The organism is Erwinia billingiae Eb661 (genome assembly GCF_000196615.1).
Taxonomy (GTDB): domain Bacteria; phylum Pseudomonadota; class Gammaproteobacteria; order Enterobacterales; family Enterobacteriaceae; genus Erwinia; species Erwinia billingiae.
In genome coordinates this window covers 2745464-2760916 of record NC_014306.1, presented here as the reverse complement: position 1 = coordinate 2760916, position 15453 = coordinate 2745464, and the positions used below count along the sequence as shown (strand labels likewise).

The window sequence follows — 15453 nt, the reverse complement described above, 5'->3', positions numbered from 1 at the left end:
TACGTCTTCGGGTCGTTTTTTATTGCCGATCTCAGGATGAGATTATTTTAGTGATGGGCTTCGCAACCTCAAAACAGAGAACAGAGCAAACTGGTACGCTGAGTTAAAATAATGTTAAAAGATGCGACTGTTTGAGGCTGCGATGACAACAAATACGACTTTCCGAGGTGTTTCCTTGAATAAGGTTTGGTTAAACCGCTATCCGGCAGATGTTCCGGCAGAGATCACTGCTGACCGCTATACATCGCTGATTGATTTGTTTGAACACGCAGTTAAACGTTACGCAGACCAGCCCGCCTTCATTAATATGGGGCAGGCGATGACCTACCGTAAGCTGGAAGAGCGCAGCCGTGCTTTCGCCGCTTATCTACAACAGGGGCTGGGCCTGAAAAAGGGCGATCGTGTGGCCCTGATGATGCCTAACCTGTTGCAGTACCCGATCGCGCTGTTTGGCATTCTGCGGGCAGGAATGATTGTGGTTAACGTCAATCCGCTTTACACCCCGCGCGAGCTGGAACATCAGCTGAACGACAGCGGTGCCAGTGCCATCGTCATTGTCTCGAACTTTGCCCACACGCTGGAAAAAGTGGTGGCCAAAACCCAGGTGAAGCACGTAATCCTCACGCGACTGGGCGATCAACTTACGCCGGCGAAAGGCACGCTGGTCAATTTTGTTGTCAAATACATCAAGCGGATGGTGCCGAAATACCATCTGCCCGATGCGATCTCCTTCCGCAGCGCGCTGCATGAGGGCTATCGCATGCAGTATGTGCGCCCGGACATCATTAACGACGATCTGGCGTTCCTGCAATATACCGGCGGGACTACCGGCGTCGCCAAAGGCGCGATGCTTACTCACCGCAATATGCAGGCGAATCTTGAGCAGACCAAAGCCACCTATGGCTCGCTGCTGAAAGAGGGCAAAGAAACGGTGGTCACCGCTTTACCGCTGTACCACATCTTCGCGCTGACGGTGAACTGTATGCTGTTTATCGATTTGGGCGGCGCAAACCTGCTGATCACCAATCCGCGTGATATTCCTGGCCTGGTGAAAGAGCTGTCCAAAGTGCGCTTCACCGCGATTACCGGCGTGAATACGCTGTTTAACGCCTTGCTGAACGATGAAGATTTCCAGAAGCTCGACTTCTCCAGCCTCAGCTTATCAGCCGGTGGCGGCATGTCGGTGCAGAAAGCGGTCGCCGAACGCTGGGAAAAGCTGACCGGGCACTATCTGCTGGAAGGTTACGGCCTGACCGAGTGCTCACCGCTGGTTTCCGTCAATCCCTACGACATTCGCTATCACAGTGGCAGCATTGGTTTGCCGGTGCCTTCCACTGACATCATGCTGGTGGATGATGAAGGCAATGAGGTCGCTGAAGGCGAACCCGGCGAACTGTGCATCAAAGGACCGCAGGTGATGCTCGGTTACTGGCAACGGCCTGATGCAACTGATGAAGTGTTAAAAAATGGATGGCTTCGCAGCGGTGATATTGTTACCGTTGACCAGGAAGGTTTTATTCGCATTGTCGATCGCAAAAAAGACATGATCCTGGTTTCCGGTTTCAACGTCTATCCTAACGAAATCGAAGATGTTCTGATGCTGCATCCGAAAGTGCGTGAGGCTGCCGCCATTGGTGTTCCTAACGATGTGGCAGGAGAGACGGTGAAAATCTGCGTCGTGAAGAAAGATCCTTCACTGACTAAAGAAGAGCTGATCGCACACTGCAAAAAGAACCTGACGGGCTATAAAGTGCCTAAAATCGTTGAGTTTCGGGATGAGTTACCGAAAACTAACGTCGGCAAAATTCTGCGCCGTGAACTGCGTGATGAAGCGATAATAGCGGCTAAAGCCAGCTGATTATCGCTGCGCTTTCCGAGAATGCTAAAACGCCGGTCATGCCGGCGTTTTTATTGTGATTAGACTGAGGCCGGAAAGGCCACAGCGAGAGGATCATTTTGAACTACACCATGATAACCACCAACGAGGCGCTGGCTGAACTTTGCCTGACCGCCCGTCAGTTTCCGGCGCTGGCGCTGGATACCGAATTCGTCAGAACCCGCACCTATTATCCTGGCCTTGGCCTGATCCAGATGTATGACGGCGAGAATATCGCGCTGATCGATCCTCTGCCGATCACCGAATGGGCGCCATTCCGCGATCTGCTGCTCGATGAGAAGGTGATCAAGTTCCTGCACGCTGGCAGTGAAGATCTGGAAGTCTTCCTGCATGAATATGACGTGCTGCCGGTGCCGATGATTGATACGCAGATTCTGGCTGCCTTTACCGGCCGTCCACTTTCCTGCGGATTTGCCACCATTGTTGAATCCTTTACCGGTATCGCGCTGGATAAAAGCGAATCACGCACTGACTGGCTGGCGCGTCCGCTGACCGAGAAGCAGTGTCAGTATGCGGCCGCTGATGTGTTCTACCTGCTGCCGATTGCCCATAAGCTGCTGGCGGAAGCCGAAGAGTCGGGCAGGATTAATGCCGCACTGAACGAATGCAGCCTGCTGTGTCAACGCCGTCAAATGGTGGTGGCCCCACAAGAGGCTTACCGTGACATTACCAATGCTTGGCAACTGCGTCCGCGTCAGCTTGCTGCACTGCGTCTGATGGCGGCATGGCGGCTGGAGCTGGCACGTGAAAAGGACATGGCGGTGAATTTCGTGGTGCGCGAAGAGAACCTGTGGAAAGTGGCGCGCTATATGCCTGGTTCCCTCGGCGAGCTGGATCACCTTGGGCTTGCCGGTCAGGAAATTCGTTTCCACGGTAAAGCGCTGGTGGCGATGGTTGCTCAGGCGAATGCGCTGGAAGAGAGCGAGTTGCCGGAACCGGTCGCTAACCTGATTGATAATTCTGACTACAAGAAAGTCTTCAAAGAGCTGAAAGCGTTGATGGCGGAAGTGGCAGAAAAAGAGGGTATTAGTCAGGAGTTGTTGGCGTCACGTCGTCAGATTAACCAACTGCTGAGCTGGCACTGGAAATTAAAACCACGGGACAGAAAACCCGAGCTGATTGATGGATGGCGGGGCGAGCTGCTTCACGACGGGATCGCTGAAATCCTGAAGGCATACTGACCGAGGTTTTCCCCTGCCTGAGAGCAGGGGAAAATCAGGAGCAGGAGAGGATCATTTCGGTGCTTCTTCTGCCTCCGGGAGCGTCACGTTGAGCTCCAGAATCGAAATATCATCGTCCTTTTGATCCAGCTTAACGCTCAGCATTTCCGGATCGATCTTCACGTATTTGCAGATAACTTCCAAAATATCCCTTTTCAGCTGTGGCAGATAGTGGGGCTCACTGTCGCCCCTCCTGCGCTCTGCCACAATGATCTGCAGCCGTTCCTTGGCTATATTGGCTGTCGGCTTTTTACGGGATAAAAAGAAATCGAGTAAGGCCATGGTTTATCCCCCAAACAGGCGTTTCAGGAAACCCTTCTTCTCTTCTTCAATGAAGCGGAAGGGACGTTCTTCACCGAGAATACGGTCAACGGTATCAGCATAGGCTTTGCCTGCGTCGGATTCGGCATCCAGAATCACCGGCTCACCCTGGTTAGAGGCGCGCAGCACCGACTGATCTTCCGGGATCACACCCGCCAGTGGAATACGTAAAATTTCCAGCACGTCTTCCATGCTCAGCATGTCGCCACGGTTCACACGACCCGGGTTATAACGCGTCAGCAGCAGGTGCTCTTTTATCGGATCCTGACCATTTTCCGCACGGCGGGATTTGGACGAAAGAATGCCCAAAATGCGGTCTGAATCGCGAACTGAAGAGACTTCCGGGTTAGTGGTAATGATAGCTTCATCGGCGAAATACAGCGCCATCAGTGCGCCGGTTTCGATCCCTGCCGGTGAGTCACAGACAATAAAGTCGAAATCCATCTTACCGAGGTCATTCAGGATTTTTTCAACGCCATCACGCGTTAATGCATCTTTATCACGTGTCTGTGACGCAGGCAGAATGAACAGGTTCTCAGTACGCTTATCTTTGATCAGCGCCTGGTTCAGCGTGGCATCACCCTGAATCACGTTCACAAAGTCATACACCACGCGACGCTCACAACCCATAATCAAATCGAGATTACGCAGGCCGATGTCAAAGTCGATAACCACGGTTTTTTTGCCCTTCTGGGCTAAACCGGTAGCGATGGCCGCGCTGGACGTGGTCTTGCCAACGCCCCCTTTACCCGATGTAACTACAATAATGCGTGCCATAAAATGATTTCCTTAAGAAAAGAAAGGGCTCGTGAGCCTGGCTCAGTTCAGTGTCTGTATAGTCAGGGCGCCGTCTCTTAAACAGAGGCGTGACGCTTTTCCAAAAAATTCAGCCGGAATATGATCCATCATCCAGTATTCACCGGCGATAGAGACCAACTCAGCTGACAAACTGGTACAAAAAATCTGGCAATCACGGTCACCGCTGGCACCAGCCAGTGCACGGCCACGCATCATGCCATAAATATGGATATTGCCATCGGCGACCAGTTCTGCACCGGCGCTGACGCTATTGGTCACGATCAGATCGCAATTCTTGGCATAAATCTGCTGGCCAGAGCGGACTGGCGTATTGATTACCCGGGTTTTAACAGGCGGGAGTTCAGCGGGTTTAACCGGTTCAATCACCTCGACGGCTTGTTTCTGCTCTTTACCTTCCGATAACAGCGGCAGACCGGCGCGAGTAATGATGCGTTTTAACGGTTCATCTTTGCAGCCGCTGACACCAACGATATGCAGACCGGTAGAGGTGACGGCTTGTTGCATCAGTCTCCAGTTAACCTCACTGGTCAGTGAAGCTACGTTCAACACCACCGGAGCATTTTTCAGAAAGGCCGGAGCCTGATTGACTTTATCCTGAAGCGCCTGACGAACCACGTCTGGGTCAGCGTGGTGAAGGTGCACAACAGACAGAGTAAAACTGCTGCCCTTTAACTCGATTGGCGTTTGTGACATCTGTCCCGGCTCAGTCCTGTTAATTCTGGTCCCGGCTAATTTATGTCGTTAAACGAACATATAATCGCGTTGGGACAATATTCCGAAGTTCTGCAAGCATGTTATAGTTACTACTATATCCAGGCAAGTCACCATCCAGGTTAATTCGAGTAAAAAATATGTTTTGTGTGATCTACAGAAGCCCCAAGCGTGACCAGACTTATCTTTATGTCGAAAAAAAAGACGATTTCTCCCGCGTTCCTGCGGAACTGATGCAAGGTTTTGGTAAACCGCAGCTGGCGATGCTGCTGCCGCTGGACGGCACCAAAAAGCTGGCTAACGCGGATCTCACCAAAGTGAAGGCCGCGCTTGAAGAGCAGGGATTTTATTTACAGGTGCCTCCTCCAATCGAAAGTCTGCTTAAGATGCATCTGGAAAAAGAGTAAAAAAGATTAATTAGGAACTATCTGCAAAATATATCGCCGCCGCAACGGCAATCCACTGGATTTAAATTGTGGCGGCGACGGCAAAAAAGGATGCCCGCATGAAGCTTACATCCCTCAGTAGCATTATTTTTTCCCTGTTATTGGTCGGATGCGCCAGTAAAAACAGCGCAGCCCCTGCGCCGGAAACCCCCGTTCCCGCTAAACCGCCCGCCAGCGCACCCTCCCAGGGCGGCTTTCTGCAGCAGCCCAGCAAAACCACGCTGGCTGCTACCGGCCGCGACCCGGCTGAATTCCCCGGCTACGTCGAGCAACTGAAAGCGCAGGCGCTACAGCAAGGAATCGACCGCGCCACCGTCGATGCTGCTTTTGCCAATGTGCATTTCGTTGACCACGTGATTACCTCCGATCGGAACCAGTTAGAGAAAAAGGTTACGTTAAGCGATTACCTGTCACGGGTGATGACTGATAAGAAGATCCAACAGGGCCGTGACAATCTGCAGCTATATCAAGGGCAGCTGATGCCGGTCAGCCAGCAGACCGGCGTCCAGCCGCAATATATCGTTGCGCTTTGGGCGATGGAGAGTAGCTTTGGTAAAATTCAGGGCAGAGAAGATGTGATTTCATCGCTCTCGACGCTGGCGTTTGAAGGACGACGCGAAGCGTTCTTCACCAAAGAGCTGATTGCCGCGCTGAAAATTATTCAGCAGCAGCACATTGAGCCAGAGGAGATGAAAGGCTCCTGGGCAGGCGCGATGGGACAGAACCAGTTTATGCCAAGTTCCTTAATGCAGTATGGAGCTGATGGCGACGGTGATGGCAAAATTGATATCTGGAACAACGTCGACGATGTCTTTGCTTCCACCGCCAATTATCTGTCGAAAGAGGGCTGGAAAGCGGGCGAAAGCTGGGGAAGGGAAATTGTGCTGCCGGTTGATTTCGTGACCGATCAGGCCGGCATCAAAGATGCACAGGCCAAAACCGTCGGCGAGTGGGAGAAACTCGGCGTGCGAATGACCAGCGATAGCGCGCTGCCAGACACCCATCAGCGTGCCTGGATTATTCTGCCGGACGATACCCCAGGCCGTGCATTCATGGTTTATGACAATTTTCGCACCATCATGCACTGGAATCGGTCTTATTATTTCGCCATCAGCATCGGCATGATGGCTGACGCTACTTCGCAATAGCGCGAAGGCAGGAATGGACAAATGGCTCAAACCGGGCCATTCACTCTCAACTCAGGCAGGGGAACAGTATGTATCAGCATCATAACTGGCAGGGCGCTTTGTTGGACTATCCGGTAAGCAAAGTGGTGTGCGTGGGCAGCAACTATGCCAAACACATCAAAGAGATGGGCAGCGCCACGCCCTCTGAGCCTGTGCTGTTTATCAAACCAGAAACCGCGATTTGCGATATCCGCCAGCCGCTGTCGATCCCGAAAGATCTCGGCGCGGTACACCACGAAGTGGAGCTGGCCGTTCTGATTGGCTCAACGCTGAAGCATGCGACCGAAGCGCATGTGGCTAAAGCGATTGCCGGTTACGGTATCGCGCTGGATTTAACCCTGCGTGATGTGCAGGCTGGCTGCAAAAAGGCCGGACAGCCGTGGGAGAAAGCCAAGGGATTTGACAACTCTTGCCCGATTTCAGGCTTTATTCCGGTCAGCGAGTTCGGGGCAGATCCGCAGAATATCGAGCTGAAGCTGGTGGTCAACGGTGAAGTGCGTCAGCACGGCAATACTGAAGACATGATCCACAAAATCCTGCCGCTGATTGCCTATATGAGCAAATTCTTTACCCTGCGCGCCGGTGACGTTATTCTGACCGGCACGCCTGAAGGCGTTGGCCCGATGGCCTCCGGTGACACGCTGGAAGTGTCTCTGGGCGGTCGTGGCGTCGCCACCCGCGTGCTGTAAGACTTGCATCTGAAGCCCGAACTGTTTATAAGGTGCGGGCTTTTACTTAAACGGGACACCGAACATGACTGATACCCCTTTCTGGCAGCGGAAAACGCTGGAACAAATGAGTGATGAGGAATGGGAATCCTTGTGTGACGGTTGTGGCCAGTGCTGTCTTAACAAGCTGCAGGATGCTGACACCGACGAAATCTACTTTACCAACGTCGCGTGTAACCAACTCAACATTAAAACCTGCCAGTGCCGTAACTATGAGCGTCGCTTCGAATATGAAGAAGACTGCATCAAGTTAACGCGCGATAATTTGCCGACTTTCTCCTGGCTGCCGCCGAGCTGTGCCTATCGGGTGCTGGCAGAAGGTAAAAATTTACCGGTCTGGCATCCTTTACGCACCGGCTCTAAATCGGCGATGCATGCCGAGCGTATTTCGGTACGTCATATTGCCGTGCGGGAAAGTGAAGTGCGGGACTGGGAAGACCATATTATTAACCGGCCTCACCGCTGAGCATAAAAAAGCCGCCGCTGAATAAACAGGGCGGCTTTTTTGATCCCACCTGAAAAGTCCGCGTTAAGCCTGAGGCTGACCCGATGGGTCGCTGCCGCCAGGCGCGCCGGGAAGTTGATGACCACCCGGTGGTGCAGGTGGCGGAGCATGCAGGTTGTCCCTTGGGGCACAGCCTGCAAGGACAGCAGAAGAGAGAGCCAGTGCCAGCACAAATGCGATTCGTTTCATAACACTCCTTGGACTTTTCTTGCGTATTTTCAGCTTAGTAGCGCAATCACCATCCGACAAATATTTTGCCTGGCCATGTGATTTTCAGCCACAAAAAAGCCCGCGAGAGGCGGGCTTGATCTTGGTGGGGTTGCTTAACGCTTAGCGCGAGAACAAATCCCGGCGCTTCGGCTTGAAGGGTTGCGCTATCAATACCAGCACACCCACAATCAGGTACGCGGCAAAGACCACAACTAACCACTGTGGCATGCCCAGCGTCAGGAACGTCCACAGCTTCTCGGTGCAGTCACCGGTTGCTACAAATACGGATGGCAGCCATTTATCCAGTGGCAGCCAGCCTGGGAAACGGGCGGCAAAATCACAGGTGACAAACGGGTTCGGGTGCAGCTGGATCATGGTGTGCTCCCATGAAAGGCGGACGCCTTCCCAGGCGCTGTAGAGCCACACCAGAATGGCGACCCAGCGCAGCGGGGTTTTTGGCGCAATCGCGCCGACCAGGCCAGCACCCATCACGCCAAACAGGGCACAACGCTCATAAATACACATTACGCAGGGTTTCAGCATCATGACATGCTGAAAGTAGAGTGCGGCCATTTCCAGGGCAAAAGCGGTGAAGGCCAGCAGTAACCAGGCACCACGGCCGCGGGAACAGCTATTCAGATATCGCAACATATTCATTCCATGTGAAGGGCGTTCAAACGGCAGTGTAAACTAAATGACTCACCGTGCCAGCCACAGGGGAAGAAATTTTATTGCATAAAATGACTTAAGTTAAACAGAGTGGCAATAAACCTGCTTTTGAGCGCTTGCAGCGAGTAGGGCGATTCAGGACGAAAAATGGCCCGTGAAAGCGTCGGCTCTTTTTTCGGATATTTGCGGGATGGGTGCCGTTTTAGGCCAGTGGCGGTCTATGTCATCGCCAGGGCATCTGGTATGATGAGCCCAATATTTGCAGTCATGAACGCAACGGAAACAAAACGCTATGGTCATTAAGGCGCAGAGCCCTGCGGGTTTCGCTGAAGAGTACATTATAGAAAGCATCTGGAACAGTCGCTTCCCGCCGGGTTCGATTTTGCCCGCAGAGCGTGAGCTTTCTGAATTGATTGGTGTCACCCGTACTACCTTGCGTGAAGTGCTCCAACGTCTGGCACGCGATGGCTGGCTAACCATTCAGCACGGCAAACCGACCAAAGTGAATAACTTCTGGGAGACCTCCGGCCTGAGCATTCTGGAAACGCTGGCGCGCCTCGATCACGATAGCGTTCCACAGCTGATCGATAATCTGCTGTCGGTTCGCACCAACATCTCCTCAATCTTTATCCGCCGTGCGATCCGCACCTATCCGGATAAAGCCAAAGAAGTGCTGTTGACCGCGCAGAATGTAGAAGACAAAGCCGAAGCCTATACCGACCTCGATTACAGCATTTTCCGCGGTCTGGCGTTTGCTTCAGGCAATCCTATTTATGGTTTGATCCTGAACGGCCTGAAAGGGCTGTATACGCGGGTAGGACGGCATTATTTTTCCAACCCGGAAGCGCGTCAGCTGGCACGTGATTTTTATCAGCAGTTACTGACCATTTGTCAGAACGAACAGTTTGATAAAATTGTCGATTCCGTCCGTGACTACGGTCGCCGGAGCGGCGAGATATGGCACGGTATGCAGAATACTATGCCAACGGATTTGCCTCCGCAGCGTCGCTAACAGCAGCGCAAGAAAAAGCCGGTTCAGTTGAACCGGCTTTTTTTATACGCAAAATCTACAGGGTAGAGGTGCGCGGCGGACAGCGATCGAGTAACTCGGTGCTGCCATCGTCGTTAAGCTGCTCAAGATGGATGTCAAAGCCCCACAGACGGTGTACATGCTTCAACACTTCTCTGCGGCTCTTGTCTAACGGCGCACGACTGTTAGGCACATAGCGCAGCGTCAGAGAGCGATCGCCACGCAGGTCAACATCATAGACCTGAATATTCGGTTCAAGGTTACTGAGGTTGTACTGCGCTGAAAGCTGCTGGCGAATAGCCCGATAGCCGGCTTCATCATGGATGGCTGCAATCTCGAGGAAATTATTGCGGTCATCGTCCATCACCGTAAACAGGCGGAAATCGCGCATCACTTTCGGCGACAGGAACTGGCTGATAAAGCTCTCGTCCTTAAACTCGCGCATGGCAAAGTGCATCGTTTCCAGCCAGTCACTGCCGGCAATATCCGGGAACCAGTAACGATCCTCCTCAGTCGGTTCCTGACAGATACGTTTGATGTCCTGGAACATGGCAAAGCCCAGCGCATAAGGGTTGATGCCGTTATACCACTGGCTGTTATAAGGCGGTTGGAATACCACATTGGTGTGGCTGTGCAGGAACTCCAGCATAAAGCGTTCGGAAACTTTACCCTCGTCATACAAGTGATTGAGGATGGTGTAATGCCAGAATGTTGCCCAGCCCTCATTCATGACCTGAGTCTGTTTCTGCGGATAGAAATACTGGCTGACCTTACGCACAATACGCAAAATCTCACGCTGCCAAGATTCCAGCAACGGCGCATTTTTTTCCATAAAATAGAGCAGATTTTCCTGAGGCTCAGAAGGGTAGCGTGCGGCTTCCGCCTGCGAGGATTCCTTCTCGCGGCGTGGCAAGGTACGCCACAGCATGTTCACCTGGCTTTGCAGATATTCTTCACGGCTCTGCTGGCGAGCGGTCTCTTCCTGCAGGGAGATTTTTTGTGGGCGCTTATAGCGGTCGACTCCGTAATTCATCAGCGCGTGGCAGGAGTCGAGCAGTTTCTCGACTTCCTCAAGACCGTAGCGCTCTTCACACTTGGCAATGTAGTTACGGGCGAAGATCAGGTAATCGACAATCGAACTGGCATCGGTCCAGCTGCGGAACAGGTAGTTGTTTCTGAAAAATGAGTTATGCCCATAACAGGCATGGGCCATCACCAGCGCCTGCATGGTTATGGTGTTCTCTTCCATCAGATAGGCGATACAAGGATTGGAGTTAATGACGATTTCATACGCCAGGCCTTGCTGACCATGTTTGTAGCGCTGTTCGGTTTCGATAAATTTCTTGCCGAAGGACCAGTGCGCATAGTTGATAGGCATCCCCACGCTGGAGTAGGCATCCATCATTTGCTCAGAGGTGATCACTTCGATCTGATGAGGGTAGGTTTCAAGCCGGTAGAGCTTAGCGACGCGATCGATCTCTTTCAGGTAATCATCAAGCAGATCGAAGGTCCAGTCTGGTCCATCACTGAGTCGTTTGCTGTCCTTTATGGGACCGTCAAAGATAGTCGTCATAGCGCACCCCTTTTTAAAAACCGGTTTTCGACGTTACAACACGTAGCGGCAAAACATCCGTTTTCATGTCGACCTGCCGCTGCACTGCGACCGCAAAGGCAAGCCTGGAATTAAAGCCAATACCTCAATGATAGTTCACTCTCTCTGATTGCTCTGATGAATACAATGGAAATTTTCGACAGAAAATAGAGTCGCCAGGGGAAAAAAATTTTAACGTCAGGTTAAATGCGAGAAATGGCTCACAAAACAGAATTATGTGCTGTATATAAGTGAAAGATCTGAACGGATCACTTTCTGCTGAGAAAAGTGAAAAATGCCTGATTTGGACTGATATGCTGCTTTCAACCGCTGTTTGGCAGTATTAAATTCCGAATATACCTGCTCATCCTCTTTTTATTACCCTTCAGAGTAAAAAACATGTGAAATATGTCAGTGCGATGTTGCTGATGTGGTTGCAGTGTTTTAAACCGTAGCGCTCGCAGTAATCCAGTTAATTCCTCTTTTCTCAACGGCGGTGGTGCGGTTATGCGAGTTGTCATTCTGGGTAGTGGTGTGGTCGGCGTGGCAAGCGCCTGGTATCTGGCACAGGCCGGGCATGAAGTGACGGTGATTGACCGTCAACCGGGCGTGGCGATGGAAACCAGTGCGGGCAATGCCGGGCAGATTTCTCCGGGTTATGCCGCTCCCTGGGCTGCGCCAGGCGTGCCGTTAAAAGCCATTAAATGGATGTTCCAGCGCCATGCACCGCTGGCGATCCGTCCGGATGGCAGTCGTTTTCAGCTGGAGTGGATGTGGCAGATGCTGCGTAACTGCGATATGCACCACTATCAGGAAAACAAAAGCCGCATGGTGCGGATTGCCGAATATAGTCGGGACTGCCTGAAAGCCTTGCGCCAGCAAACCGGTATTGCTTATGAAGGACGGCAGGGCGGCACGCTGCAACTTTTCCGCACCAGTCAGCAGTTTGAAAGCGCCACCAAAGACATCGCCGTGCTGAAAGAGGCTGGTGTACCTTATGAACTGCTGGAAGCGGCGCAGCTGGCGGATGCGGAGCCCGCACTTGCCACCACTCAGCATAAGCTAACCGGGGGTTTGCGCCTGCCGAATGACGAAACGGGCGACTGCCAGCTGTTTACTCAGCGTCTGGCGGAAATGGCCGCCAGCGCTGGCGTGACTTTCCGCTTTAACACCCCGGTTGATGCGTTGCTGCAGGAAGGCAATCAGATTACGGGCGTCAAATGTGGTGCTGAAACGGTGACGGCAGATGCCTATGTGGTGGCCTTCGGCTCTTACTCAACCGCGCTGTTAAACGATATCGTCAAGGTGCCCGTCTACCCGCTGAAAGGCTATTCGCTGACCATTCCGATCAAAAATGAACAGGCGTCACCGGTCTCTACCGTGCTCGACGAAACCTATAAAGTGGCCATCACGCGTTTTGACGATCGTATTCGCGTCGGCGGGATGGCGGAAATTGTTGGCTACAACACTAAGCTGTTGCCAGCCCGGCGGGAAACGCTGGAAATGGTGGTCGGCGACCTTTACCCGGAAGGTGGGCATATTGAGCAGGCGACGTTCTGGACCGGGCTGCGTCCGATGACGCCGGACGGCACGCCAATCGTTGGCCGCACGCCGCTGAAGAATCTTTTCCTCAACACTGGTCACGGAACGCTCGGTTGGACCATGGCCTGCGGTTCCGGGCAGCTGCTTTCTGATATCATCTCCGGACGCACCCCTGCCATTGCTGCAGACGATCTGTCGGTGATGCGTTATCTGCCGGGATTTTACCCGACACCGGGCCACACGCTCCACGCGGCCCGCTGATCTTCCCGTATTGAGAACCAGGAGAAGTTATGTCTCGTCCGATTGTCGCAACTGTCGACACCAGCGCGTTGCGGCATAACCTGGCGGTTGCCCGCCAGGCTGCACCTCATTCCCGTGTGTGGTCCGTGGTGAAAGCGAATGCCTATGGCCACGGTATTGACCGCGTCTGGCAGAGTTTTGCCGCTACGGATGGCTTCGCGTTGTTGAACCTTGAAGAAGCGATCCTGCTGCGCGAGCGCGGCTGGAAGAAGCCGATCCTGCTGCTGGAAGGGTTTTTCCATGCTGATGAGCTGGCGATCCTCGACCAGTATCGCCTGACCACCAGCGTGCACAGCAACTGGCAGATCCAGGCGCTGGCAAAAGCGAAGCTCTCTGCACCGCTCGATATCTATCTGAAAGTGAACAGCGGCATGAACCGGCTGGGCTTTGCACCGGAGCAGGTGCAGCAGGCCTGGAACAAGCTGCGCGGTCTGGAAAATGTGGGCGAAATGACGCTGATGGCGCACTTCGCGGAAGCCGAGACCAGCGAAGGCATTGAACAACCGCTCAGACGTATTGAGCAGGCAGCCGAAGGGCTGGATTGCCTGCGTTCACTGGCGAACTCGGCCGCGACGCTATGGCATCCTCACACGCATCATGACTGGGTCCGGCCGGGCATAATCCTGTATGGCGCGTCACCCAGCGGAAAATGGCAGGACATCGCCAGCAGTGGGCTGCAACCGGTGATGTCGCTGAACAGCGAAATCATCGCTATCCAGAACTTAAAGACCGGTGACGGAGTCGGTTACGGTTCACGCTATCGTGCTCAGGGCGAACAGCGTATTGGCGTGGTGGCCTGCGGTTATGCGGATGGCTATCCGCGCCATGCGCCAACCGGAACGCCGGTGTGGGTGGATGGCGTGAGAACGCATACCGTTGGCGCGATCTCAATGGACATGATTACCGTGGATTTAACACCTTGCCTGCAGGCTGGGATTGGCAGTCAGGTTGAACTTTGGGGCAGTAACATCAAGATTGATGAAGTGGCTGAATCAGCCGGCACGGTAGGTTACGAGCTGATGTGCGCTCTGGCCACCCGCGTACCGGTCAAAATCAGCTAGTTTTCAGCGCGGTCAGGGTACCGCGTACTTTCTTACTGCTGATCCACGCCAGAGAGGTCAGCACCGCACCAATGATCATCATGGCACTGAGCGCAAACTTTTCGTTCAGCGGCAGTGCCATCGCCAGCAAGCCCGCCGATGAACCGCCTGCCATCTGAATAAATCCTGCCAGCGCCGACGCCACGCCCGCCTGCTGTTGATAAGGCTCAAGCGCATAGCTGGTGGCAGGGCCGACGGTAAACGCCAGTCCGGCTACCGAAATCGCCACCGGGAACATATACAGTGCCCAGCTGGTCTGCATCCCGGCCGGGAAAATCAGCATACCGCCCAGCATAGTCAGTGCACCTGCCGCCATCGCCAGACTGCCGATGGCCAGGCAGATAGGGCGGCCCAGCTTACGGATCATTTTATTTACCAGCACGCTGACTAACATGATCCAGAAACCGTTCGCGCCAAAGGCAATCGAGAATTGCAGGGCGGTCAGCTTGCCTTCGGTCATCAGTACCTGCGGTGCGAGCGAAACATAGGTCAGCACCATGCCCATCGCACCGGCATTGGCAAAGGTAAACGCCAGGAAGCGGGGTTCACGCAGTATTTGTGCGTACTGGCGCAAAGGGATCCCTTTCACCGCCAGCGTGCCCGCAGGACGCGTTTCCGGCAGGAAGCGCCAAATCATCAGGCCAATCACCAGCGCATAACCGGTCAGGAACCAGAAAGGCGCACGCCAGCCATAGGCATCCGCCAGGAAGCCGCCGAGCATCGGTGCCAGCGCCGGAACGATATTTAACGCCCCGTTAAGGAAGCCATAAGCTCTGGCTGCTTCATCACCTTCCAGACGGTCACGGACGCCGCTGAAGGCCACCACAGCCGTACAGCATACGGCACAGCCCTGAACGATACGTGCGGTGAGGAATTGCGGCCAACCGGTCGCCGTCGCCGCCAGAATACTGCCTAGCAAATACAGCAACAGACCGGCAATGGCAATCGGCTTTCTGCCGAAGTTATCGACCAGCGGTCCCGCCACAATCTGACCTAAGCCCATGACCAGCAGAAACAGCGGAATGGTGGTCTGAATCGTGGTCACCGGCGTATTCAAACCGAGAGCGATATCGGGCAGTGTCGGCAGGTAGAGGTCAATGCCCAGCGGCGCCAGAAGCACCAGGCTGAGAAGAAGAAGGGTGAATTTTTGCATCGTGCGTGACGGCATCCGTTTAAA

General features: G+C 53.5%; 16 protein-coding genes. 9 read left to right on the top strand and 7 right to left on the bottom strand.

Going from position 1 to position 15453, the window contains the following annotated elements; translation table 11 throughout:
• Positions 1–175 precede the first annotated feature (175 nt).
• Both fadD and rnd read left to right on the top strand, forming a co-directional pair.
• Positions 176–1858 carry a long-chain-fatty-acid--CoA ligase FadD gene (fadD, locus tag EBC_RS13980; protein WP_157868021.1) on the top strand — a complete coding sequence of 561 codons (1683 nt, stop codon included), beginning with the start codon at positions 176–178 and terminating at the stop codon, positions 1856–1858.
• A 110-nt stretch (positions 1859–1968) separates the two neighbouring features.
• A complete protein-coding gene (gene rnd, locus EBC_RS13975) occupies positions 1969–3078 on the top strand; it encodes a ribonuclease D (RefSeq protein ID WP_041692022.1) in 1110 nt (369 codons plus the stop codon).
• 51 nt (positions 3079–3129) lie between these two features.
• On the opposite strand, the gene minE is transcribed toward rnd, so the two are convergent.
• From minE to minC, 3 genes are read right to left on the bottom strand one after another with little or no spacing between them, the layout of a single operon-like run.
• Positions 3130–3399, bottom strand: coding sequence for a cell division topological specificity factor MinE (gene minE, locus EBC_RS13970; RefSeq protein ID WP_013202461.1), 270 nt, complete (start codon positions 3397–3399; stop codon positions 3130–3132).
• A 3-nt stretch (positions 3400–3402) separates the two neighbouring features.
• The gene (gene minD / locus EBC_RS13965; RefSeq protein WP_013202460.1) at positions 3403–4215 is read right to left on the bottom strand and encodes a septum site-determining protein MinD; all 813 of its coding nucleotides are present in this window, start codon (positions 4213–4215) and stop codon (positions 3403–3405) included.
• 42 nt (positions 4216–4257) lie between these two features.
• A complete protein-coding gene (gene minC / locus EBC_RS13960; RefSeq protein ID WP_013202459.1) occupies positions 4258–4950 on the bottom strand; it encodes a septum site-determining protein MinC in 693 nt (230 codons plus the stop codon).
• A gap of 158 nt (positions 4951–5108) precedes the next feature.
• Here minC and EBC_RS13955 point away from each other — a divergent pair, with 158 nt between their 5' ends.
• The 4 genes from EBC_RS13955 to EBC_RS13940 all read left to right on the top strand — a co-directional run bounded on the left by EBC_RS13955 (position 5109) and on the right by EBC_RS13940 (position 7795).
• The gene (locus EBC_RS13955; protein WP_013202458.1) at positions 5109–5375 is read left to right on the top strand and encodes a YcgL domain-containing protein; all 267 of its coding nucleotides are present in this window, start codon (positions 5109–5111) and stop codon (positions 5373–5375) included.
• A 98-nt stretch (positions 5376–5473) separates the two neighbouring features.
• On the top strand, positions 5474–6562 hold the full coding sequence (locus EBC_RS13950; RefSeq protein WP_013202457.1) for a lytic murein transglycosylase: 1089 nt from the start codon (positions 5474–5476) through the stop codon (positions 6560–6562).
• A gap of 68 nt (positions 6563–6630) precedes the next feature.
• A complete protein-coding gene (locus EBC_RS13945) occupies positions 6631–7290 on the top strand; it encodes a fumarylacetoacetate hydrolase family protein (protein ID WP_013202456.1) in 660 nt (219 codons plus the stop codon).
• Positions 7291–7354: 64 nt separating this feature from the next.
• Complete coding sequence (locus tag EBC_RS13940) at positions 7355–7795, top strand: YcgN family cysteine cluster protein (RefSeq protein WP_013202455.1); 441 nt, start codon at positions 7355–7357, stop codon at positions 7793–7795.
• Between the two features lie 63 nt (positions 7796–7858).
• Here the strand turns inward: EBC_RS13940 and EBC_RS25970 are convergent, their stop codons facing one another.
• The gene (locus tag EBC_RS25970; protein WP_173363014.1) at positions 7859–8023 is read right to left on the bottom strand and encodes a hypothetical protein; all 165 of its coding nucleotides are present in this window, start codon (positions 8021–8023) and stop codon (positions 7859–7861) included.
• A gap of 141 nt (positions 8024–8164) precedes the next feature.
• Positions 8165–8695 carry a disulfide bond formation protein DsbB gene (gene dsbB / locus EBC_RS13935; RefSeq protein ID WP_013202453.1) on the bottom strand — a complete coding sequence of 177 codons (531 nt, stop codon included), beginning with the start codon at positions 8693–8695 and terminating at the stop codon, positions 8165–8167.
• 310 nt (positions 8696–9005) lie between these two features.
• On the opposite strand from dsbB, the gene fadR reads away from it, so the two are divergent.
• Entirely contained in the window at positions 9006–9725 is a 720-nt protein-coding gene (gene fadR, locus EBC_RS13930) for a fatty acid metabolism transcriptional regulator FadR (protein ID WP_013202452.1), read from the top strand.
• A gap of 55 nt (positions 9726–9780) precedes the next feature.
• On the opposite strand, the gene EBC_RS13925 is transcribed toward fadR, so the two are convergent.
• Positions 9781–11316 (bottom strand): SpoVR family protein, encoded by a 1536-nt coding sequence (locus tag EBC_RS13925; protein WP_013202451.1) that lies wholly within the window; start codon positions 11314–11316, stop codon positions 9781–9783.
• Positions 11317–11841: 525 nt separating this feature from the next.
• Here EBC_RS13925 and EBC_RS13920 point away from each other — a divergent pair.
• Positions 11842–13137, top strand: coding sequence for a D-amino acid dehydrogenase (locus EBC_RS13920; RefSeq protein ID WP_013202450.1), 1296 nt, complete (start codon positions 11842–11844; stop codon positions 13135–13137).
• A gap of 29 nt (positions 13138–13166) precedes the next feature.
• Positions 13167–14237, top strand: a complete 1071-nt coding sequence (dadX, locus tag EBC_RS13915) for a catabolic alanine racemase DadX (RefSeq protein ID WP_013202449.1) — start codon at positions 13167–13169, stop codon at positions 14235–14237.
• On the opposite strand, the gene EBC_RS13910 is transcribed toward dadX, so the two are convergent.
• Positions 14230–15429 carry a multidrug effflux MFS transporter gene (locus EBC_RS13910; RefSeq protein WP_013202448.1) on the bottom strand — a complete coding sequence of 400 codons (1200 nt, stop codon included), beginning with the start codon at positions 15427–15429 and terminating at the stop codon, positions 14230–14232. The two genes, dadX and EBC_RS13910, sit on opposite strands and share 8 nt — an antisense overlap.
• Between the last annotated feature and the right edge of the window lie 24 nt (positions 15430–15453).

What these genes read in the sequence shown, in the direction of transcription:
- rnd (WP_041692022.1), top strand. Translation starts at nt 1,969, where the DNA reads ATGATAACCACCAACGAGGCGCTGGCTGAACTTTGCCTGACCGCCCGT.
- minE (WP_013202461.1), bottom strand. Translation starts at nt 3,399, where the DNA reads ATGGCCTTACTCGATTTCTTTTTATCCCGTAAAAAGCCGACAGCCAAT.
- minD (WP_013202460.1), bottom strand. Translation starts at nt 4,215, where the DNA reads ATGGCACGCATTATTGTAGTTACATCGGGTAAAGGGGGCGTTGGCAAG.
- minC (WP_013202459.1), bottom strand. Translation starts at nt 4,950, where the DNA reads ATGTCACAAACGCCAATCGAGTTAAAGGGCAGCAGTTTTACTCTGTCT.
- EBC_RS13955 (WP_013202458.1), top strand. Translation starts at nt 5,109, where the DNA reads ATGTTTTGTGTGATCTACAGAAGCCCCAAGCGTGACCAGACTTATCTT.
- EBC_RS13950 (WP_013202457.1), top strand. Translation starts at nt 5,474, where the DNA reads ATGAAGCTTACATCCCTCAGTAGCATTATTTTTTCCCTGTTATTGGTC.
- EBC_RS13945 (WP_013202456.1), top strand. Translation starts at nt 6,631, where the DNA reads ATGTATCAGCATCATAACTGGCAGGGCGCTTTGTTGGACTATCCGGTA.
- EBC_RS13940 (WP_013202455.1), top strand. Translation starts at nt 7,355, where the DNA reads ATGACTGATACCCCTTTCTGGCAGCGGAAAACGCTGGAACAAATGAGT.
- EBC_RS25970 (WP_173363014.1), bottom strand. Translation starts at nt 8,023, where the DNA reads ATGAAACGAATCGCATTTGTGCTGGCACTGGCTCTCTCTTCTGCTGTC.
- dsbB (WP_013202453.1), bottom strand. Translation starts at nt 8,695, where the DNA reads ATGTTGCGATATCTGAATAGCTGTTCCCGCGGCCGTGGTGCCTGGTTA.
- fadR (WP_013202452.1), top strand. Translation starts at nt 9,006, where the DNA reads ATGGTCATTAAGGCGCAGAGCCCTGCGGGTTTCGCTGAAGAGTACATT.
- EBC_RS13925 (WP_013202451.1), bottom strand. Translation starts at nt 11,316, where the DNA reads ATGACGACTATCTTTGACGGTCCCATAAAGGACAGCAAACGACTCAGT.
- EBC_RS13920 (WP_013202450.1), top strand. Translation starts at nt 11,842, where the DNA reads ATGCGAGTTGTCATTCTGGGTAGTGGTGTGGTCGGCGTGGCAAGCGCC.
- dadX (WP_013202449.1), top strand. Translation starts at nt 13,167, where the DNA reads ATGTCTCGTCCGATTGTCGCAACTGTCGACACCAGCGCGTTGCGGCAT.
- EBC_RS13910 (WP_013202448.1), bottom strand. Translation starts at nt 15,429, where the DNA reads ATGCAAAAATTCACCCTTCTTCTTCTCAGCCTGGTGCTTCTGGCGCCG.